This is a genomic window from Streptomyces sp. NPDC030296, from assembly GCF_055572815.1.
In genome coordinates, this window is record NZ_JBVICQ010000001.1 from 356,956 (window position 1) to 375,679 (window position 18,724).

Annotated in this window: 16 protein-coding genes; 11 read left to right on the forward strand and 5 right to left on the reverse strand. The window is 71.6% G+C overall.

The genetic code is table 11. The features are described from left to right. Window positions 1–135: 135 nt before the first annotated feature. Window positions 136–1,596, forward strand: coding sequence for an amino acid permease (locus ACZ4Z3_RS01500; protein WP_468499124.1), 1,461 nt, complete (start codon window positions 136–138; stop codon window positions 1,594–1,596). Window positions 1,597–1,644: 48 nt separating this feature from the next. Here ACZ4Z3_RS01500 and ACZ4Z3_RS01505 read toward each other — a convergent pair whose 3' ends face one another. After that, window positions 1,645–3,711, reverse strand: coding sequence for a serine/threonine-protein kinase (locus tag ACZ4Z3_RS01505; protein WP_468499515.1), 2,067 nt, complete (start codon window positions 3,709–3,711; stop codon window positions 1,645–1,647). 254 nt (window positions 3,712–3,965) lie between these two features. Between ACZ4Z3_RS01505 and ACZ4Z3_RS01510 the strand changes: the two genes are divergently transcribed. After that, a complete protein-coding gene (locus tag ACZ4Z3_RS01510; RefSeq protein WP_468499516.1) occupies window positions 3,966–4,772 on the forward strand; it encodes a cell wall protein in 807 nt (268 codons plus the stop codon). Between the two features lie 152 nt (window positions 4,773–4,924). Here ACZ4Z3_RS01510 and ACZ4Z3_RS01515 read toward each other — a convergent pair whose 3' ends face one another. Then, entirely contained in the window at window positions 4,925–5,500 is a 576-nt protein-coding gene (locus ACZ4Z3_RS01515; protein ID WP_055715689.1) for a biotin transporter BioY, read from the reverse strand. Window positions 5,501–5,971: 471 nt separating this feature from the next. Here ACZ4Z3_RS01515 and ACZ4Z3_RS01520 point away from each other — a divergent pair, with 471 nt between their 5' ends. The 7 genes from ACZ4Z3_RS01520 to ACZ4Z3_RS01550 all read left to right on the forward strand — a co-directional run bounded on the left by ACZ4Z3_RS01520 (window position 5,972) and on the right by ACZ4Z3_RS01550 (window position 14,205). Next, window positions 5,972–7,210, forward strand: a complete 1,239-nt coding sequence (locus ACZ4Z3_RS01520) for an ROK family protein (protein ID WP_468499125.1) — start codon at window positions 5,972–5,974, stop codon at window positions 7,208–7,210. 263 nt (window positions 7,211–7,473) lie between these two features. After that, the gene (locus ACZ4Z3_RS01525; protein ID WP_468499126.1) at window positions 7,474–8,538 is read left to right on the forward strand and encodes an ABC transporter substrate-binding protein; all 1,065 of its coding nucleotides are present in this window, start codon (window positions 7,474–7,476) and stop codon (window positions 8,536–8,538) included. A gap of 5 nt (window positions 8,539–8,543) precedes the next feature. After that, window positions 8,544–9,578, forward strand: a complete 1,035-nt coding sequence (locus ACZ4Z3_RS01530) for an ABC transporter permease (RefSeq protein ID WP_468499127.1) — start codon at window positions 8,544–8,546, stop codon at window positions 9,576–9,578. After that, window positions 9,554–10,390, forward strand: coding sequence for an ABC transporter ATP-binding protein (locus tag ACZ4Z3_RS01535; RefSeq protein ID WP_468499128.1), 837 nt, complete (start codon window positions 9,554–9,556; stop codon window positions 10,388–10,390). Before ACZ4Z3_RS01530 ends, ACZ4Z3_RS01535 begins: the two co-directional genes overlap by 25 nt. A 16-nt stretch (window positions 10,391–10,406) precedes the next feature. Continuing rightward, entirely contained in the window at window positions 10,407–11,786 is a 1,380-nt protein-coding gene (locus tag ACZ4Z3_RS01540) for an LLM class flavin-dependent oxidoreductase (RefSeq protein WP_468499129.1), read from the forward strand. A 12-nt stretch (window positions 11,787–11,798) separates the two neighbouring features. Beyond that, complete coding sequence (locus ACZ4Z3_RS01545; protein WP_468499130.1) at window positions 11,799–12,707, forward strand: TauD/TfdA dioxygenase family protein; 909 nt, start codon at window positions 11,799–11,801, stop codon at window positions 12,705–12,707. A gap of 112 nt (window positions 12,708–12,819) precedes the next feature. Beyond that, entirely contained in the window at window positions 12,820–14,205 is a 1,386-nt protein-coding gene (locus ACZ4Z3_RS01550) for an amino acid permease (RefSeq protein ID WP_468499131.1), read from the forward strand. On the opposite strand, the gene ACZ4Z3_RS01555 is transcribed toward ACZ4Z3_RS01550, so the two are convergent. Both ACZ4Z3_RS01555 and ACZ4Z3_RS01560 read right to left on the reverse strand, forming a co-directional pair. Continuing rightward, window positions 14,206–16,392 carry a tetratricopeptide repeat protein gene (locus tag ACZ4Z3_RS01555; RefSeq protein WP_468499132.1) on the reverse strand — a complete coding sequence of 729 codons (2,187 nt, stop codon included), beginning with the start codon at window positions 16,390–16,392 and terminating at the stop codon, window positions 14,206–14,208. Continuing rightward, window positions 16,389–16,817 (reverse strand): hypothetical protein, encoded by a 429-nt coding sequence (locus tag ACZ4Z3_RS01560; protein WP_468499133.1) that lies wholly within the window; start codon window positions 16,815–16,817, stop codon window positions 16,389–16,391. The genes ACZ4Z3_RS01555 and ACZ4Z3_RS01560 overlap by 4 nt, the downstream gene beginning before the upstream one ends. Before the next feature lie 174 nt (window positions 16,818–16,991). Between ACZ4Z3_RS01560 and ACZ4Z3_RS01565 the strand changes: the two genes are divergently transcribed. After that, entirely contained in the window at window positions 16,992–17,225 is a 234-nt protein-coding gene (locus ACZ4Z3_RS01565) for a hypothetical protein (RefSeq protein ID WP_099964542.1), read from the forward strand. Window positions 17,226–17,272: 47 nt separating this feature from the next. Beyond that, window positions 17,273–17,830: a DUF4240 domain-containing protein gene (locus ACZ4Z3_RS01570; RefSeq protein ID WP_468499134.1), complete on the forward strand. Its 558-nt coding sequence runs from the start codon at window positions 17,273–17,275 to the stop codon at window positions 17,828–17,830. Window positions 17,831–17,902: 72 nt separating this feature from the next. Here the strand turns inward: ACZ4Z3_RS01570 and ACZ4Z3_RS01575 are convergent, their stop codons facing one another. Continuing rightward, complete coding sequence (locus tag ACZ4Z3_RS01575) at window positions 17,903–18,556, reverse strand: mycothiol-dependent nitroreductase Rv2466c family protein (RefSeq protein WP_468499135.1); 654 nt, start codon at window positions 18,554–18,556, stop codon at window positions 17,903–17,905. Window positions 18,557–18,724 lie beyond the last annotated feature (168 nt).

Consider the following 18,724-nt stretch of genomic DNA (forward strand, 5'->3'; position numbering starts at 1 on the left):
TTCACTGGACCGATCTTTACGGAGGTTCACGCAAGACCCCCGCCGCCTCTCGTCTCCCGCTCCGACGAGAGTCACCGGGGAATGCGTGGGCAGACGCACGGAAGTCCCCACAACGGCGCAAAGGAAACTCCCCCCATGACCTCGCAGCCGACTCTGCCGACCGACACCGGCACACCAGGCTCCTCATCTCCCCCCTCCCCCGGCCTCCATGCCGGTCTCAAGAACCGCCATCTGTCGATGATCGCGATCGGAGGTGTGATCGGGGCGGGCCTCTTCGTCGGGTCGAGTTCCGGTATCGCGACCGCCGGTCCCGGCATCCTGCTGTCCTACGCCCTGGTCGGCACGATGGTCGTCCTGGTCATGCGGATGCTCGGTGAGATGTCCGCGGCGAACCCCACCTCCGGGTCGTTCTCCGCGCACGCCGACCGGGCGCTGGGCCGCTGGGCCGGGTTCTCGATCGGATGGCTGTACTGGTTCTTCTGGGTCGTCGTCCTCGCGGTGGAGGCGACCGCCGGCGCGGTGATCCTGGAGGGCTGGATCCCGGCCGTACCGCAGTGGGGCTGGGCCCTGATCGTGATGGTGGTGCTGACCGCCACCAACCTGGTCTCGGTGGCCTCGTACGGGGAGTTCGAGTTCTGGTTCGCCGGCATCAAGGTCGTCGCGATCGCCGCGTTCATCGTCGTGGGCGGGCTCGCCGTGTTCGGCGTGCTGCCGGGCGTGGAGGCCGAGAAGGCGGGCCTGGGGAACCTGACCGACCACGGCGGGTTCCTGCCGAACGGGCCCGGCGCCATCCTCATCGGCGTCCTGCTGGTCGTCTTCTCGTTCATGGGCAGTGAGATCGCCACGCTGGCCGCCGGCGAGACCGAGAACCCGCAGAAGGCCGTCACGAAGTCGACGAACAGCATCATCTGGCGTATCGGCGTCTTCTACCTGGGTTCGATCTTCGTCGTGGTCGCGCTGCTGCCGTGGAACGACCCCTCGATCAAGGAGAAGGGTTCCTACGTCGCCGCGCTGGACTCGCTGGGAATCGCCCACGCGGGTCAGATCATGAACTTCATCGTGTTGACGTCGGTGCTGTCCTGCCTCAACTCCGGCCTGTACACGGCCTCCCGGATGGCGTTCTCCCTGGGTGAGCGCGGGGACGCGCCGCGGTCGTTCGGACGGACCACGTCGCGGGGTGTGCCGATGACGGCGATCCTGGCGTCGGTGGTCTTCGGGTTCGTCGCGGTGATCTTCAACTACTTCTTCCCCGAGGGCGTGTTCCTGTTCCTCGTGAACTCCTCCGGCGCGGTCGCCCTGTTCGTGTGGCTGGTGATCTGTTTCTCCCAGCTGCGGATGCGCAGGATCATCGAGCGGGAGACCCCGGAGAAGCTCGTCGTGAAGATGTGGCTGTACCCGTATCTGACGTGGGCCACGATCGGGCTGATCCTCTTCGTCCTCGCCTACATGCTCACCGACACGGAGCACGGCAACCGGGAGATCCTGCTGCTCTCGCTGCTGGTCGCGGCCGTCGTCGTCGGTATCTCCCTGGTCAAGGAGAAGATCAAGGGGCAGAAGACGGGAGCGACGGCGGAGGTCACCGACAAGGTGGGCTGAGCGGCTCGTCATTGGTGGTTCGCGGTTCGCGGTTCGTCGGGAAGGGCTTCACAACGGGGTGAAGCTCTTCTCGACTTTTTTGTAGACGGGCAGGGCCCGGTCCTCGATGTCGGGGTGGTACCAGGTGGTGAGCTGGTAGGACTTGCCGCCGGTGTCGAAGCCCAGGGAGCGGACGTGCCAGGGGAGTTCCTGGGCGGTGACGGTGTACTCCCAGACCACGGCCGGCTTGCCGCGGAACTCGGTCTCCTCCAGACGGATCCTCTGGTAGCCGGGGCCCTTGCTGGTGCTCTCCTCCTTCTTCTCCCACTGGGCCAGCAGGTCGCCGCGGGCCAGGGACGCCTTGCCGACGATCTCCTGTCGCGCGTCCGGCGAGGTGTAGTGGACCTCCGCGCCGGCGTGCACCTCGCGGGAGAAGCCGTCGGGCGGGACCCAGGCGAAGACCCCGGCCTCGGTGCGGGCGCCGGGCGGGAGCGTCGGGGGGCGGGAAGTGCCGGCGACGGTGGGGGACGAACTCGACGGTGCCGAGGGGGACGCCTTCCTCCTGTCGTCGGACGACGCGCCCAGTGTCGGGACGAGTACGGCCGCGAGGACTCCGGCCACGGCCACCCCGGCGGCCGCGATCAGCACCGTACGGCGCCTGCTCCGGCGGGGCTCGGCGGGCCGCGCCGGGAGCGGGGGGCCGAGCAGGTCGCCCTGCGGTGTGGGGGCGGGCCGGGGCCGGGTGGGGAGTTCGGGTGTGTCCAGGGGTGGTGGGGCGGCGGAGGCTTCGGGCTCGGGGTCCGCGGCCAGAGGTGTCTCGGGGGCGTTCAGCACGGTTGGCGTCGGGGTGGGCTGCACGGGGGCGTTCAGCGCCGTCGGCGTCGGGGTGGGCTGCACGGGGGTCGGGTGCACGACGAGGGTGGGCTCGCGCGAGGGCTCCGCGGATGTCACCGGGGGCTCTGCGCCGGCCTCCGCCAGCGCCGCCTCCCGGCTGTCACCCCCCGGCTCCACCGCCTCGGCGTCCTCCCCTGCCCCTCCCGGGGGCTCCGGACCCACCGCGCCCACGGCCGACGGCTCCGGGGCGACCGCCCTCCCGACGGCGCGCTGGTCGGGGGCGTCCGTCTCGGCGACCGCCGGATCAGGGCCGTCCGTACGGGCGACCCGAGGATCAGGCGTCTCCCTCACGGCGGCCCTCGGATCGGCACCGTTTGGCCCGGCGGCCCGCGGATCGGCACCGTTTGGCCCGGCGGCCCCCGGATCGGCGCTCTCTGGGACCCCGCCCCGTGGGTCGGCGGTGATCGCTGCGGCGCCGCCCGGTTCCGGAGCAGCCCTCGGTGTGGTCGGTGGTTCCAGGGTGACCGTGGCTGCGGGTGGGGTTGGTGGGGGTGTCGCGATGGTGTGGAGGGCCGCTGTGAGTTCGGGGAGGCCTGGGCGTACCTCCGGGTCCTTCTCCAGGAGGGCGGCGAGGACGTCGTGCAGGTCGCCTGCCGTGGCGGGCAGTTCGGGCTCCTCGTAGAGGACCGCGTGCAGGGTGGCGAGCGTGGTGGCGCGGGAGAAGGGGGAGCGGCCGCCGAGGGCGGCGCAGAGGGTCGCGCCCAGGGACCACAGGTCGGACGGCGGGCCCTGGGGGCGGCCGGAGACCCGCTCGGGCGCCATGTAGTCGGGGGAGCCGACGAGCATGCCGGCCATCGTGAGCGCCTCCGCGTCCTGGATGGCGGCGATGCCGAAGTCGGTGAGGACGACGCGGCGTCCACCGGTCCGGCGGACGAGGACGTTCGCCGGTTTGATGTCACGGTGCAGAACGCCCTGCGCGTGCACCTGGCCGAGCGCGTCGACGAGTTCGAGGCCGATCCGGGCCGTCTCCCGTACGTCGAGGGGGCCTTCCTCGAAGAGGAGCCGTTCCAGGGAGCGGCCGTCGACCAGTTCCATGACGATCCACAGCCGCTCGCCCTCGTCGACGACGTCGTAGATGCGGACGACGTGGGGGTGGTCGATGCGGGCCGTGGCCCTTGCCTCCCTCAGGGTGCGCTCGCGCCGGGTGCGGGTGTCCTCCGGATCGAGGCCGTCGATCCGCATTTCCTTGACCGCGACCTGCCGGTCGAGTATTTCGTCGGCGGCCCGCCACACCCGCCCCATTCCGCCCTGGCCGATGCTTTCGACCAACGTATAACGGCCGGCCACCACAAGCCCCGGCACTCCGCCCCTCGTTGTTCCCGGCACCCCCATGCCCCCCTTCGACCGACACGTGCCCACTTCCGCAACAGCCGAACCAAAAAGTCGCGCATTGGTCACACTTCTCGCCGCTCCAGCATAGTGGCGAGAAATCTTGTGGTACCTCTTCAATGGCCGTGAATTCAGGCACGGCCAGGGGGACGCAAGGGGGATGGAACATGAGTTCTCGTCAGGGGAAGACCAGGACGGCCATCGCGGGATCGCTGCTCACCGCGTCGTTCTCGTCGGTGATGATCCTCGGCTTCACGGCCTCGGCGGATGACGAGGGGGGATTGAGCGATCACGGCGGAAAGGTCATGGACGCGGCGCCGGCAGGGGTGAAGCTGTCGACACTGCTGTCCAAAGAGATCAAGGTCGACAACACGTCGCAGGAAACGGAGATCTCCGGGGTCGTAAAGAACGAGGGAAGCAAGGCGAGCGGGAAAATCCGGCTGCTCGTGGTCGGTTTCGACGGCCTGACGGTCAAGAATGTCGAAGGCTGCACGGAAATCGCTGAGGGCGATCTCCCCGATGGGGCCAACAGTGGTTTCGCGTGTGCGATCGACGATCTGGCGGCCGGAAAGTCGAAGACTTTTGCGATCGACGCGACCTTCGACCTGAAGAAGAAGGGCGACATCTGTCTGCCGGTGCAGAACACCGACGGCTCGAAGACGTTCTGGCAGCAGGGTCCGGTGCCGTTCGGCACGACGAACCAGTCGCCCAACGAGCCGGCCACACCGCTCCTCCTCGGCACCGACAACAGCCCGGTCACACCGGGCGGCGGTGCCGGAGACGAGGGGAACGGAGGCGGCGGGAACGGAGGCGGCGGGGGCGGCGGGGGCGGCAAGGACGACAAGCCCGACGAGCTGCCGCAGACCGGCCCCGCCGACCGGGTCCTGCCGCTCGGCATGGTGGGTGCCGCACTCATCTCCGCCGGTGCGGCGGGCCTGTGGTGGAACAACCGGCGCGCCCGACAGGAGACGTGACACGCGGACGCGGAAGAGGCTCGCCTCTGTGCGGTCGGTGTGCGACCCGGCGAGCCTCTTCCGGGGTGGAGACGTCACCGTCCGAGTGACGCCGCCACCAGGGGCCTTGGCGTCACGGTCTCCGTGACACCGCCCCCATGGGAACTACGACGTCACTTGTCGAGCAGCTTCCACGCGGTCGGCAGCGCGCCCATCGCCAGCGCCGCCTTGAGCGCGTCGCCGATCAGGAACGGCGTGAGGCCGACCGCGACGGCGGAGGCGAGGGTGATGTCGGCGGTGGCGGCGAGGTAGGGGACACCGACGGCGTAGATGATGGCCTCGCCCACGAGCATCGTGCCGGCCATGCGCAGCACGGAGCGGTCGGCGCCCCTGCGGGCGAGGGCGCCCACGGCCGCGGAGGCCAGGATCATGCCGAGGATGTAGCCGAAGGAGACACCGACGCCGGAGGTGCCGTTCGCGAACCACGGCACGCCGAGGAGACCGGCGAGCGCGTACAGGGCGAGGGACGCGACACCGCGGCCGGCGCCGAGCGCGGTGCCCACGAGCAGCGCGGCGAAGGTCTGGCCGGTCACCGGGACCGGCGAGCCCGGCACGGGCACGGCGATCTGCGCGGCGAGCCCGGTGAGGGCGGCGCCACCGACCACCAGCGCGATGTCCCGTACACGGGAGGCGGGGAGCAGGTCGGCGAGGACCTGACCGGTGCGGGCGGGGGCGACGGCCGTACTCATGGGGACTCCGCGAGGGTAGAGGGGAAAGAAGGGTGTACGTGGCATCGAACACGGTGACGCTATCCCAGCGGTCATGAACAGGACACCGTCAGCCGTCGACAAAGGCGGGAACGACCGCATGGTGGGCTTTCGACAATGACCTTGGGTTACACCGGGCAGGCGTGACGCCGGTCACTGAGGTGGAGTGGCTTGTGCCACGTCGGCTTGGTCGGAGGGGTCTGTAGGGATTCACCAATCGGGTTGTGGGGATGGACGGCTGCCGTCTCGCCCGTCGGTCGCCGTCTGGGCAGAGGTGGGCCGCTTTGCTAGCTTCGGGCGCATGGTTGCCCAGGCCCGGTACTTCTCGTCGCGTCGCTACGTCGACCTGCGACGCGTGGGCACGGCCACCTGTCGCCGCCCCGGGTGAGGCGGCTCCGGCGCGCCTCGCCTCACGACGGCGCAGTGTCGGACCCGTACCCGAGGATGATCGCGATGCCCCGTACCGCGGCAGCACCCACTCTTTCCCCTTCCGTTCCCCGTCGCTCCCCTCTTCCGTCCCGTTCCTCTCCCGTGCCGCGGGTCGCCGACAGCGACCGGCGGCGGACCAGTGCCAGCGTCGTGCTGCGGTCCGTGCTGGAGCACGGGCCGGTGGCGCGCAGCACCATCGCGCGCGTGACGGGCCTGTCACCGGCCTCGGTGACCGACCACTGCGCCGGGCTGGCGCGGCTGGGGCTCATCCGGGAGGCCGAACCGCCCCGCCAGTCCAAGGGGTCGGGGCGCCCGCACGTACCGCTCGACCTGGACGACTCTCGGTTCGCGGTGGCCGGGGTGCATGTGGCGGTGCCCTACACCACGGTCGCGCTGCTGGATCTGCGCGGACGGGTCCTGGTGCGGCGGGAGATGAAGCACGACGGCACCGCCGATCCGGCGGTGGTGCTGGCACGCGCCGCCGACGGGATCGCCGCGCTGTCGGCGGCTCTGGCGGGGCGCCGGCTCCTCGGGGTCGGGTTCGCGGCCGGTGGCTGGGTGGACCGGGAGACCGGGACGGTGGTGGAGCATCCACTGCTCGGCTGGCGCGAGGTGCCGGTGCGGGAGGTGCTCGGCGCCCGCACCGGGCTGCCGGTCCATGTCGACGGGCACGCGCGGGCCTTGGTCGGCGCGGAGCGGCTCTTCGGGCGGGCCCGGGGCACTCGGAGCGTGCTGCATCTGTTCGTCGGCAACGTGGTGGACGCGGCCTTCGCGACCAACGACGAGGTGCACCACGGGCCACGCTCCCAGTCCGGGGCGATCGCCCATCTGCCGCTGCCCGGCGGGACGGAGCCCTGCGACTGCGGGCGGACCGGCTGCCTCCAGGCCGAGCTGAGCGAGCGGACGCTGTGCCGGCGGGCACGGGAGGCCGGCGTCATCGCCGGGGTGAACCCGACGCATGTGGTGGACGCGGCGGCGGGCGGCGACCCGGTGGCCGTACGGCTGCTGGTGGAGCGGGCGCGGACGGTGGGGCGGGCCGTGGGGCTGCTGCTCGACGTGCTGAACCTGGAGACCGTCGTCGTCACCGAGGTCGGGGTCATCGCCCGCGAGGACTGCCTCGCCGCGCTGCGGGGCGCCGTGGCGCACGACCGGGCGGCGGACGTCCGGCCGACGAGCTTCCCGGACGCCGTGCTGGCCACGGCGGGCGGTGCGGTCGCCCTGGACGTGCTCTATCGCGATCCGCTGGCCGCCGCGCCCCGGTGAATTAATTCAGAAACTCCGAATGTTGACAGCCCCGACGCAAGACCGGGAACATCATGTTCATGCTTCTCACGACCTGTCGCACCCTCTGTTGCTGACACGTTGACGCGCCCCGGGCGCGTTCTTCCTCCTGCGTGGACGCCCGCTTCTCCGGCCTTCTCCCGCAGTGATTTCTCCTTTTCCGGCGTCCGTTCGCCGTGATTTCCGTGCGCGTTCCCGCCTCGCGCCGCCTCCCGCTTTTCCTGTGAACCCCAGGGGGTCCTCCCATGCCTTCGTCCGCCCCGTCCGGTCTCGACCGGCGTCTCTTCCTCACCTCCCTCCTCGGCGTCGGCGCCGCCGCCGTCGGGCTGAGCGGCTGCGCCGACAGCAGTGCGGCAACCGCCGAGACGGCCGCGGACGCGCCGCTGGCTACCAAGGTCCCCCGGGGCACCAGCCTGAAGATCGCCTCGTTCCAGAACCAGCAGCAATTGCAGCTGAAGCTCGCGGGATTGGGCGAACTGCCTTTCAAGGTGAGCAGCTGGGCGAACATCGGGGCCGGTCCCGATGTCATCAACGCCTTCCGCGCCGGTTCCCTGGAAGTCGCCAACAATGCGGGAATCCCGCCGATCCAGGCGCATTACCAGGGTTATGACGCGAAGATCGTCGCGATCAACATCACCCGTAAGCCGAACTATCTGTTCGCCACCAAGCCCGGCAGCGACATCACCTCGGTCAAGCAATTCAAGGGCAAGAAGCTCGCCTTCTCGCAGGGACAGGCACAGGGCGTCGTCCTGCTGCGGGCGCTGAAGCAGGCGGGGATCGCCTACGACGACGTGGAGCTCGTCCCGCTGACCAGCAACCAGTTCCTGACGGCCCTCCAGTCCGGCCAGGTGGACATCGCGCCGCTCGGCAACCAGCAGGCGCCCGCCTATCTCCAGCAGTACGGGGCGAAGGGCGCCCGCACCATCACCACCGACGTGGTGGACCTGCTCAACCTGCTGTGGGCGCCGACGTCCGTACTGGCCGACTCGGCGAAGGCCGCGGCGGTGGCCGCCTACATCCCGTACTGGGCGAAGGGCGCGGTCTGGCAGTACGAGCACCCGGACATCTGGAACGAGGAGTTCTACGTCAAGACGCAGAACCTGACCGCCGCCCAGGCGAAGTCGATCAGTGATCTCGCCAACAAGCCGCTGTTCCAGCCCAGTTGGGACGAGGCCATCAAGTGGGAGCAGGAGACGGCGGATCTGCTCGCCGAGGGCGGCTTCGTGAAGAAGTTCGACGTCGGCACGCTGTTCGACCGCCGCTTCGAAGCCATCGCGGCGAAGGCCGTGCCCGCGGAGTACCGGAGGTGACGGCCATGACCACGAGCACCACGAGTACGGCGAGTACGGCGAGTACGGCGAGTACGGCCATTACGGCGGAGACCGCGAAGGCCCAGTCCGACCGGACCCCGCCCGACCGGACCCCGCCCGACCACACCCCGCCCGGCCCGACCCCGTCCGCCACAGCCACCGCGTCCGACGCGGTCACCCCGTCCGGCAGGGCCACCCCGTCCGGCACGGCCACCGCGGCCGGTACGCCGGTGGCCGTCGAGGCGGCGGGCCAGGTCCGCAGGCGGCGACGGCTCTCCCCCGGGCGGCGGCTGCCCGCCTCCCGGCTCGTCGGCCCGCTGCTCTTCCTCGCCCTGTGGGCCGCCGCCTCCGCCGCGGGGCAGTTGGACCCCGCGGCGGTGCCGGCCCCGTGGACCGTGCTGGAGACCGGTGTCCGTCTGTGGACGGACGGGACCCTGCCGACCGACATCCTGACGTCGCTGCGCCGCGCCGGGGCCGGGTTCGCGATCGGGCTGACCACCGGGATCGCGCTCGCCCTGGCCTCGGGGCTCAGCCGGGCCGGTGAGGCGCTGATCGACGGGACGGTGCAGCTGAACCGGGCGATCCCGACCCTCGGTCTGATCCCGCTGTTCATCCTCTGGCTGGGCATCGGTGAGACGTTCAAGATCGCGATCATCGCCATCGTCGTCTACATACCGATCTACCTGAACACCCATGCCGCGCTGGCCGGCATCGACACCCGATTCGTCGAACTCGCCGAGGTGCAGGGCCTGTCACGGTTCCGGTTCATCCGCGAGATCGTCATCCCCGGCGCGCTGCCCGGCTTCTTCGTCGGACTGCGGCTCGGGGTGACCGGCTCCTGGCTGGGCCTGGTCGTGCTGGAGCAGATCAACGCCACCAACGGACTCGGCTATCTGATGTTCCAGGCCCAGAACTACGGCCAGAGCGACGTCATCCTCGTCGGGCTGGTCGTCTACGGGATCTTCGGCCTGGTCTCCGACAGCGCGGTCCGGCTCATCGAACGGAGGGTGCTGTCATGGCGACGCACACTGAGCAGCTGACCGTCGCGGGGGCGGCGACGACCACGGGCGCGGCGGCGACCGCCACGGCCGAGCGGACCGCCGTACGGCTGCGGGGACTGACCCGGTCGTTCGAGGGGCGCGCGGTCCTCGACGGCATCGACCTCGACATCCCCGCCGGGCAGTTCGTGGCCCTGCTCGGGCACAGCGGCTCCGGCAAGAGCACCCTGCTGCGGGCGGTCGCGGGTCTCGACCACGAGGTCGTGGGCAGCGGCGAAATGACCGCGCCGCAGCGGGTGTCGGTGGTGTTCCAGGACTCCCGGCTGCTGCCCTGGCGGCGGGTGCTGGACAACGTGCTGCTGGGCACCGAGGGCGAGGAGAAGGCGCGGGCCGCGCTCGCCGAGGTGGGCCTGAAGGGGCGGGAGCGCGCCTGGCCCAACGAGCTGTCCGGCGGTGAGGCCCAACGTGCCGCGCTCGCCCGCTCCCTCGTCCGGGAGCCGGAACTGCTGCTGGCCGACGAGCCGTTCGGCGCGCTGGACGCGCTGACCCGGATCAGGATGCACGCGCTGCTGCGGGAGCTGTGGGAGCGCCACCGCCCCTCCGTGCTGCTCGTCACCCACGACGTCGACGAGGCGATCGTGCTCGCCGACCGGGTGCTGGTGCTGGAGCACGGCCGGATCGGCCTCGACCTGACCATCGACCGCCCGCACCCCCGGTCGTACCGCGATCCGCTGCTCGGCGAGTACCGGGAGCGGCTGCTGGCCGCGCTCGGGGTGACCGAGGACCCGGAAGGCGCCGTGGCGGCCCCCGGGCGGGCACCGAGCCCAGCAGTGACCGCAGCGGACCACCAGTGACCTCGAAGGACCACCGATGACCACCAGACAGCTTCATCTGAACGCGTTCCTGATGAACACCGGCCACCACGAGGCGTCATGGCGGCTGCCCGAGAGCGACCCGTACGCGCATGTCGAGCTGGACCACTACGTCGGGCTCGCGAGGACCGCCGAGCGCGGCACCTTCGACTCGCTGTTCCTCGCCGACGGCCCCCAGCTGTGGGGGAACCTGGCGCAGCGTCCCGCCGGGGCGCTGGAACCGCTCACCCTGCTGACGGCCCTGGCGACGGCGACCGAGCACATCGGTCTGATCGCCACCGCCTCGACCTCCTACAACTCCCCCTACAACCTGGCCCGCAAGTTCGCCTCCCTCGACATCATCAGCCGGGGCCGGGCGGGCTGGAACATCGTCACCACCGCCGGCGCCGAGGCGGCCCGCAACTTCGGCCTGGACGCCGAGCCCGCCCACGCCGAGCGGTACGCGCGGGCCGCCGAGTTCCTCGACGTGGCGCTGAAGCTGTGGGACAGCTGGGAGGACGACGCGATCGTCGCCGACAAGGCGTCCGGTGTCTGGGGCGACGACGCGAAGATCCATCCGCCCCGGCACCGGGGGACGTACTTCAGCGTCGAGGGCGCCCTCAACGTGCCGCGCACGCCGCAGGGCTACCCGCTGCTCGTGCAGGCCGGGTCCAGCGAGGACGGCAAGGCGTTCGCGGCCCGGTACGCGGAGGCGGTGTTCACCGCCCAGCAGACCATCGAGGACGCGCAGGCCTTCTACACCGACCTCAAGGCCCGTACCGTCGCGGCCGGCCGCGACCCCGACCACATCAAGGTGCTGCCCGGCATCGTCCCGGTGCTCGGCTCCACCGAGGCCGAGGCGCTGGCGAACGAGCAGGTGCTGGAGGACCACATCGTGTACACGCACGGGGTGGGCCGCCTGGAGGCTCTGCTCCAGCTGGCGCCCGGCACGCTGGAGCTGGATTCCCTCCTGCCGGACGACCTGCCGCCGGAGAGCGCCATCGAGGGCGCCAAGAGCCGCTACACGCTCGTCGTCGAACTGGCCCGGCGCGAGCGGCTCACCGTACGGCAGCTGATCGGGCGGCTCGGCGGCGGGCGCGGCCATCTGACCTTCGCCGGGACGCCCGAGCAGGTCGCCGACGAGATCGAGACCTGGTTCACGCGGGGCGCCGCCGACGGCTTCAACATCATGCCCGCGGTCCTGCCGTCCGGCCTGGACGCCTTCGTCGACCACGTCGTCCCGATCCTGCGCGCCCGCGGGCTGCTCCGCAGCGAGTACGGGCCGCGCCAGACCCTGCGGGAGCGCTACGGCCTCCCCCGCCCCGTCAACCAGTACGCCCTCCCCGCCCGGGAACTCCCCGCCCGGGAACTCCCCGCCCGGGAAACCGCCCTCGTCTGAAAGGACCCTCACATGTCCGACCTCCAGATCCGCAAGATCACCGGGAACATCGGCGCCAAGGTGGCCGGCGTGGACATCGCCCGCCCCCTCGACGACGAGACCGTCGCCGAGCTCCGGGAGGCCCTCAACGTCCACAAGGCCCTGGTGTTCGACGTGGTGAACCTCGACGACGCGAGCCAGCAGGCCTTCGTCCGGCACTTCGGCGACATCACCACCGCCCACCCGACCGTGCCGTCCGTCGACGGCACCCCGAACGTCCTGCCCGTCGACAGCGAACGGGGCCGCGCCGCCAACCACTGGCACACCGACGTCACGTTCGTCCTCAACCCGCCCCAGGCGACCTCCCTGCGCAGCATCACGATCCCGCCGTACGGCGGGGAGACGCTGATCGCCAACGCGGCGGCCGCCTACCGCGACCTGCCCGAGCCGCTGCGCGCCCTGGCCGACACCCTGTGGGCGGAGCACACCAACGACTACGACTACGCGGTGCCCGAGGAGGCCCTCGACGAGCAGCAGGCCGCCGCCCGCGCCCAGTTCACGTCCATCAAGTACCGCACGGTCCACCCGGTGGTGCGCGTCCACCCGCTGACCGGGGAACGGGGGCTGTTCACCGGCGGGTTCGCGCAGCGGATCGTCGGTCTGTCGACGGGCGAGTCCCGCAAGCTCCTCGACCTGTTCCAGTCGTACGTCACCCGGCCGGAGAACGTGCTGCGCCACCGCTGGTCGGAGAACCAGCTCGTCATCTTCGACAACCGCATCACCCAGCACTACGCCATCGACAACTACGACGGTCTGCCGCGCCGTCTGCACCGGGTGACCGTCGCCGGTGACGTGCCGGTGGGCATCGAGGGCAAGGAGAGCTACTCCGTCGAGGGCGACGCGGCGCACTACACCCCGGTGGCGGTTCCCGTGGCCACCTAGTCACCCTGCGTGCCGGACGCGTCCGGATAGCGGACAGCCCCTTCGTGCGTGCGAAGGGGCTGTCCAGACTGTGGACGTTTTTGCCCTCTCACGCATTGGACGAGCCGCGCCCATGCCCAGCAGCACCGTCAAGGCTCCACCGGAGCAGAACGCCGCCCTCTCCCACGGCCTCAAGCAGCGCCACCTGTCGATGATCGCCCTCGGCGGGGTGATCGGCGCGGGACTCTTCGTCGGCTCCGGGGCGGGCATCGCCGCCGCCGGCCCGTCGATCGTCCTCGCGTACACCCTCTCCGGGCTCCTCGTGATGCTGGTGATGCGGATGCTCGGCGAGATGTCCGCCGCGTATCCCTCGTCGGGCTCCTTCTCTGCGCACGCGGAACGCGCGGTCGGCCCGTGGGCGGGCTTCACCGCCGGCTGGTCGTTCTGGGTGCTGCTGTGCACCGCCGTGGGTCTGGAGGGCATCGGCGCCGCGAAGATCGTGACCGGGTGGGTGCCCGGGACGCCCGAGTGGGCGTGGGTCGCGCTGTTCATGCTGGTGTTCCTCGGCACCAACCTGGCGGCCGTGAAGAACTTCGGCGAGTTCGAGTTCTGGTTCGCCGCGCTGAAGGTCGGCGCGATCACCCTGTTCCTGGTGCTCGGCGTCCTGGCCGTGGCGGGCGTCCTGCCCGGCGGCGACTCGCCCGGCCTCTCCAACCTCACCGGCGAGGGCGGCCTGCTGCCCCACGGCACGGACGGCCTCGTCGTCGGCCTGCTCGCCTCGATCTTCGCGTACGGCGGTCTGGAGACCGTGACCATCGCGGCGGCCGAGTCGGAGAACCCCGTGAAGGGCGTCGCGACCGCCGTGCGGACGGCGATGTGGCGCATCGCCGTCTTCTACATCGGCTCCATGGCCGTCATCGTCACGCTGGTCCCGTGGGACTCGAAGGCGGTCGTCGAGAAGGGCCCGTACGTCGCCGCCCTCGACCACATCGGCATCCCCGGCGCCGGCCAGCTGATGAACGTGGTGGTGTTCGTGGCACTGCTGAGCGCGATGAACGCCAACATCTACGGCTCCTCGCGCATCGCGTACTCCCTGGTGGAGCGCGGGCAGGGCCCGAGGTTCCTCGGCCGGGTCTCGGGCGGGGTCCCCCGGATCGCGGTGCTGGCGTCCAGCGTCTTCGGTTTCCTCTGCGTCGTGCTCAGCTACTGGCGGCCCGACGACGTCTTCGCATGGCTGCTGAACATGATCGGCGCGGTGATCCTCGTCGTGTGGATCCTCATCGCCGTCTCGCAGTTGCTGCTGCGCCGCCGCATCGAACGCGAGGCCCCCGAGCGCCTCGTCGTCCGCATGTGGGCCTTCCCCTGGCTGACCTGGGTGGCGCTGGCCGGGATGGCGGCGGTGTTCGTCCTCATGGCACGCGAGCCGGCGACCCGGACGCAGCTGTACTGGTCGGGCGGGATGACGGCGGTGCTGGCGGCCGTGGGATACGGATGGCAGCGGGCACGGGAGAGGCGCTGATCAGCTCGCCGCGTCGGCCCGCCACCGGGTGAGCCACTCGCGGTTCTCGACGACGAAGGGGTGCTCGGGGCCGAGCACCCCTTCGCGGCGCTCGATGAGTTCCTCCAGCATGCCGATGGCCTCGGCGGTCCTGCCCAGGCCGTGGGCGGCCACGGCGGTCATGGAGAGCGCCGACAGCGCGTGCGGGTGGTCCCGGCCCTGGAGCCGGATCCGGTCGGCAAGCACCTGGGGGGCCAGCTCCCAGGCCGACTCGTACCGCTCCAACTGGCACAGCCCCCAGGCGTAGTTGTGCCGGGCCATCAGCCAGGTGGGGTGGTCCGGCGGCAGCAGGCGTGCGCAGTCGCGGAGGAGAGCGCGTCCCTCCTCCTCGTACTCCGGCGCCTCCACGAGCCCCGGCAGCAGTTCGACCACGTCCGCCCACACGGCGAGGGCCTCCAGTGAGTCCTCTCCCCGCAGGCGCCGGTACCCCTCGCGCGCGTGCCGACCCGCTTCCTCGGCCTCGGCGCGCCGGTCCAGCAGGAACAGGGGCGCGACCAGGGCCTCATGGCTGCGCAGGGTGTCCATGTGGTCGGGTCCGAGTACGCGTTCGCGGAGGCCGAGCACCCGGCGGTGCAGTACCTCGGCCTCGGCGAAGCGGCCCCTCCGGAACAGCGCCCTGGCCTGGAGCTCCCTGGCGTCGAGGGTGATCGGGTGTTCCGTGCCCAGGAGCGCCGACGCGCGGTCGGCGACGGGCGGCGCGAGGGCGTGGGCGGCGGTGAAGTCACCGGCCTCGTACACCTGACGCACCACCCGCACCGCCGCCGACGCGGTGCGCTCGCCCGGCTCGGCCGCGAACAGCGCCGAGGCGTGCGGTGACAGCAGCGCGAGCCGGCTCCTCGCCTCCGGTGACACTGCCCCCGGTTCGGGCAGCGCCGCCTCCAGCAGGCGGGCCCCCAGTTCGGCGAGGAGCGGTCGCTGCCTCGCCGGCACCCCCGCCGCCACGCTGTCCAACAGCACGCCGTGGGCCTGGACGCACCGGGCGCCGTCCGTCTCGACCAGTTCGGCGAGGGAGTGGTCGAGCAGGCCCCGCAGCGCCGGCTCCAACCGCTCCGCGGCCGGGGCGGGTTCGAGGCCGTCGACCGGCATCCCGCCGCGGGCAAGGGGCAGCAGCAGCGTCAGCGGCACCGGGTCCGCCGCGAGGAACGACAACAGGCGCAGCAGGGTCGTCGACTCGGGCAGTCCGCGGGAGGCGAGGGTGTCCAGGGACAACTGCCAGGTACGGCCGACCAGCTGGCGGGACTGGCCGGTGCCGTGTGCGGTGGCGCCCCGGTCGACGATCGCGGTCGACTCCTCGCCGAGCTTGCGGTCGTACTCGTCCATGGACCACGACTCCAGCAGTTGGTGGGCCAGATGGGAACCGGCGAGGGTGAGGGCGAGCGGCAGGCGGCCCAGCCGCTCGGCGACCTTGCGGGCGGAGGCGAGGTCACCGGCGTCCGGCGCGAGGTCGCACAGGACCCGTGCCGCGTCGTCCAGAGGCAGCACGCCCAGGGCGTGCCGGGTCACCCGCGGTCCGCGCCACAGCGGGCTGGTGGCGTGGCGGGTGGTGACGAGGACCGTGCCCCGCTCGCTGGCGCGCAACCAGGCGCCGTCCTCCAGGACGGTGGGGTCGTCGGCGTTGTCGAGGACGAGGAGCCAGGGGTCGGCCGAGTGGTCGAGGTGGTGCCAGACGAGGTCGGCGGCGGCGCGCTGGCCGGCGGCAGCGGCGGCGAGTTCGCCGGTGCCGGCGCCCCGGTCGCCGGCGACGGCCAGCATCCCGGCACGCAGGGACATCCGCTCGGAGGCGTTGACCCAGAAGCCGACGCGCCGGTGGGTGCGGACGGCCTCGGTGAAGATCCAGTACGCCAGCGCGGTCTTGCCGCAGCCACCCATGCCGTGCACGACGTGGATCCCGCCGCCGGGTCCGGTGACGGCCGCCGTCAGCGCCTCCCGCGGCTGCTCCCGGTCACGCAGGACGCCGGGAGGGCGGCCGACGAGGGGGACGCGGACGGAGTCGGGGGCGGCCGGGAGGGCGGCGGACTGCGGGCCGCCCGCGAAGAGGGGGCCGTCCGCTCCGGCGCCGTAGTGGTGGTGGTGCTCCTGGATGTACTGGTCGCCGCTGGTCTGGAAGACGCGGCCCTGCCCGGACGCACGGGCCCCGAGCTCGCTCATCGGTCGGGGCGTTCGGTGATGTGCTGGTCGCGGCCGGCCTGGTAGACCCGGCCGTTGCCGGAGGCCTCGGCGCGCAGCCGGATGGCGGTGGTGGGCCGTTCCTCGGGGAGCGCGGGGCTCAGCTCGGCGAGGACGCGGCGCAGTTCGTCGGCGACGTCGGGACGGGCGACCAGCAGCCGGCGGACCCGCGCCTGCCACTCGGCGGTCAGTTCGGCCTCGGTCTCGGTGTCGCCGGAGCGCTGGGCGAGGAGGAGGTCCTCACGGGTGGCCTCCAGTTCGCCGCCGACGGCCTCCGCGCGGTCGGGCTGGAAGCGCCGCCACAGGGCGACCACGCCCTCGCGTGCCGACTCCCAGGTCTGGGTGGCCATCAGCGCCACCATCGTCGTACCGGCCGTCCGTGCCAGATCGGCGATCTCGGGTCCCACGGGCCTCCCCCAATCCCCCGTCCCACGAGGACCGATAGTAGGTCGGTCCCGCCCGCGCCCACACTCCCCTTTTCGCCCCGTCGGCACTCGCCCGCGCCTCGCTCCTGCTGTTTCCGGGGGTCCCTTCGGCGCAGCCTCTTCCCTTACGGGCGGTTTCGGCGGGATTCTTGGGGGATGCCGACCTCGCGACGACTGACCTGCCAGACCTGCCGCTCGGAGGAGCCGCACGAGCCACTGAACGCCAAGGAGCGCGACTGGCTGCAGAGACAGCTCGGCAACCCGGTCTCGGACAACTACTACAAGTGCGTCAACGACCGCCCCGACGGCAAGGTCTGTCTCAACCTCCGCACCCATGGCCACGAGAAACACTTCAGGCTCACCAAGCGCCTGCCCGACGAACTGGAGTGACCCGGCGGCGGGGTGCTTTGTCAGACCCCGCTGACAGGCTTCGCCCCATGGACGTGAACGAGTTCTGGAGCATCGTCGACGAGGCGCGCCGCACGGCCGCGGCCCCCGAGGAGCCGGACGGTGCCCGGGCCGTCGCCGAGCGGGCCGCCGCGCTGCTCGCGGCCCGGCCGGCCGCCGAGATCGTGGCCGCCCAGCAGATCCTGTGGGACCTGCTGGGCACGTCGTACCGGGCTCCCTTGTGGGCCGCGGCGTACACGATCAACGGAGGCTGCTCGGACGACGGCTTCGACTACTTCCGGGGCTGGCTCGTGCTCCAGGGCCGCGAGGTCTTCGAGCGGGCCGTCGCCGACCCCGACTCCCTCGCCGGGTCGCCCGTGATCCGGCGGGCGTCCGAGGACTGGGCCGAGGTCGAGTGCGAGAGCACCCTCGGTATCGCCTGGGACGCCCACCGCGCGGCCACCGGGGAGGATCTGCCCCCGGACTGCTTCCGCATCCGCTACCCGGCGCTGGACCCGTCGTGGGACTTCGACTTCGACGACTGGGCGGAGACGGAGCGCCGGCTGCCACGCCTGGCCGCCCTGTACGCGAGGCACCGGTCGACGTGAACACCGGCCGGTCCGGGCGCGGTGAACGGCGTGCGGCGCCGGGCGCGGTGGACGCCCGGCGCCCGGGGCGCGTCAGACCAGGTTGCTGAAGTCGGGGCCCTTGGTGCGGGTGCGCTTGATCTCGTAGAAGCCGGGGACCGAGGCGACGAGGAGGGTGCCGTCCCACAGCTTGGCGGCCTCCTCGCCCTGCGGGGCGGGGGTGACGACCGGGCCGAAGAACGCGATCTGCTCGCCGTCGGCGCCGGGGACCGCGATGACGGGCGTGCCGACGTCCTGGCCGACCTTGTCGATGCCCTCCTTGTGGGAGGCGCGCAGCTGCGGCTCGTACGGGGTGGAGTCCCAGTGGTCCATCAGGGAGTCGGGCAGCCCGACCTCCTTCAGCGCCGCGGCGACGACCTCCCTGCCCGCGCCCTCGCCCTGGTTGTGGGCGCGCGTGCCGATCGCCGTGTAGAGGTCGCCGAGCACATCGGCGCCGTGCTCCTCCTGGGCGGCTATGACCACACGGACCGGGCCCCAGGCCTTCGTCTCCAGCAGCTCGCGGTACTCCTCGGGGAGTTCGTCCAGTTTGTTCTCGTTGAGGACGGCGAGGCTCATCAGATGCCAGCGGACCTCGATGTCACGGACCTTCTCCACCTCCAGGACCCACCGCGAGGTCATCCACGCCCAGGGGCACAGCGGGTCGAACCAGAAGTCGACGGGGGTCTTGCCGGAGGTCTGCTCGGACATGCTTCTCCTCGGAAAGAGCAGGGGTGCGTGGTCGGTTTACAGCGCAACAACCCGCAACACCGGCGACCACCCACGTCATTCCCGACAGCCCGCGTCATTCCCGACTGCCCGGCGTCAGGAGCGCATGGCAGGATCGGCCCTGTCCGCATGCTGAACACCACCCCCGAG

What these genes read in the sequence shown, in the direction of transcription:
- ACZ4Z3_RS01565 (WP_099964542.1), top strand. Translation starts at nt 16,992, where the DNA reads ATGCCGACCTCGCGACGACTGACCTGCCAGACCTGCCGCTCGGAGGAG.
- ACZ4Z3_RS01525 (WP_468499126.1), top strand. Translation starts at nt 7,474, where the DNA reads ATGCCTTCGTCCGCCCCGTCCGGTCTCGACCGGCGTCTCTTCCTCACC.
- ACZ4Z3_RS01570 (WP_468499134.1), top strand. Translation starts at nt 17,273, where the DNA reads ATGGACGTGAACGAGTTCTGGAGCATCGTCGACGAGGCGCGCCGCACG.
- ACZ4Z3_RS01500 (WP_468499124.1), top strand. Translation starts at nt 136, where the DNA reads ATGACCTCGCAGCCGACTCTGCCGACCGACACCGGCACACCAGGCTCC.
- ACZ4Z3_RS01540 (WP_468499129.1), top strand. Translation starts at nt 10,407, where the DNA reads ATGACCACCAGACAGCTTCATCTGAACGCGTTCCTGATGAACACCGGC.
- ACZ4Z3_RS01535 (WP_468499128.1), top strand. Translation starts at nt 9,554, where the DNA reads ATGGCGACGCACACTGAGCAGCTGACCGTCGCGGGGGCGGCGACGACC.
- ACZ4Z3_RS01550 (WP_468499131.1), top strand. Translation starts at nt 12,820, where the DNA reads ATGCCCAGCAGCACCGTCAAGGCTCCACCGGAGCAGAACGCCGCCCTC.
- ACZ4Z3_RS01545 (WP_468499130.1), top strand. Translation starts at nt 11,799, where the DNA reads ATGTCCGACCTCCAGATCCGCAAGATCACCGGGAACATCGGCGCCAAG.
- ACZ4Z3_RS01575 (WP_468499135.1), bottom strand. Translation starts at nt 18,556, where the DNA reads ATGTCCGAGCAGACCTCCGGCAAGACCCCCGTCGACTTCTGGTTCGAC.
- ACZ4Z3_RS01505 (WP_468499515.1), bottom strand. Translation starts at nt 3,711, where the DNA reads ATGGGGCGGGTGTGGCGGGCCGCCGACGAAATACTCGACCGGCAGGTC.
- ACZ4Z3_RS01515 (WP_055715689.1), bottom strand. Translation starts at nt 5,500, where the DNA reads ATGAGTACGGCCGTCGCCCCCGCCCGCACCGGTCAGGTCCTCGCCGAC.
- ACZ4Z3_RS01510 (WP_468499516.1), top strand. Translation starts at nt 3,966, where the DNA reads ATGAGTTCTCGTCAGGGGAAGACCAGGACGGCCATCGCGGGATCGCTG.
- ACZ4Z3_RS01530 (WP_468499127.1), top strand. Translation starts at nt 8,544, where the DNA reads ATGACCACGAGCACCACGAGTACGGCGAGTACGGCGAGTACGGCGAGT.
- ACZ4Z3_RS01555 (WP_468499132.1), bottom strand. Translation starts at nt 16,392, where the DNA reads ATGAGCGAGCTCGGGGCCCGTGCGTCCGGGCAGGGCCGCGTCTTCCAG.
- ACZ4Z3_RS01520 (WP_468499125.1), top strand. Translation starts at nt 5,972, where the DNA reads ATGCCCCGTACCGCGGCAGCACCCACTCTTTCCCCTTCCGTTCCCCGT.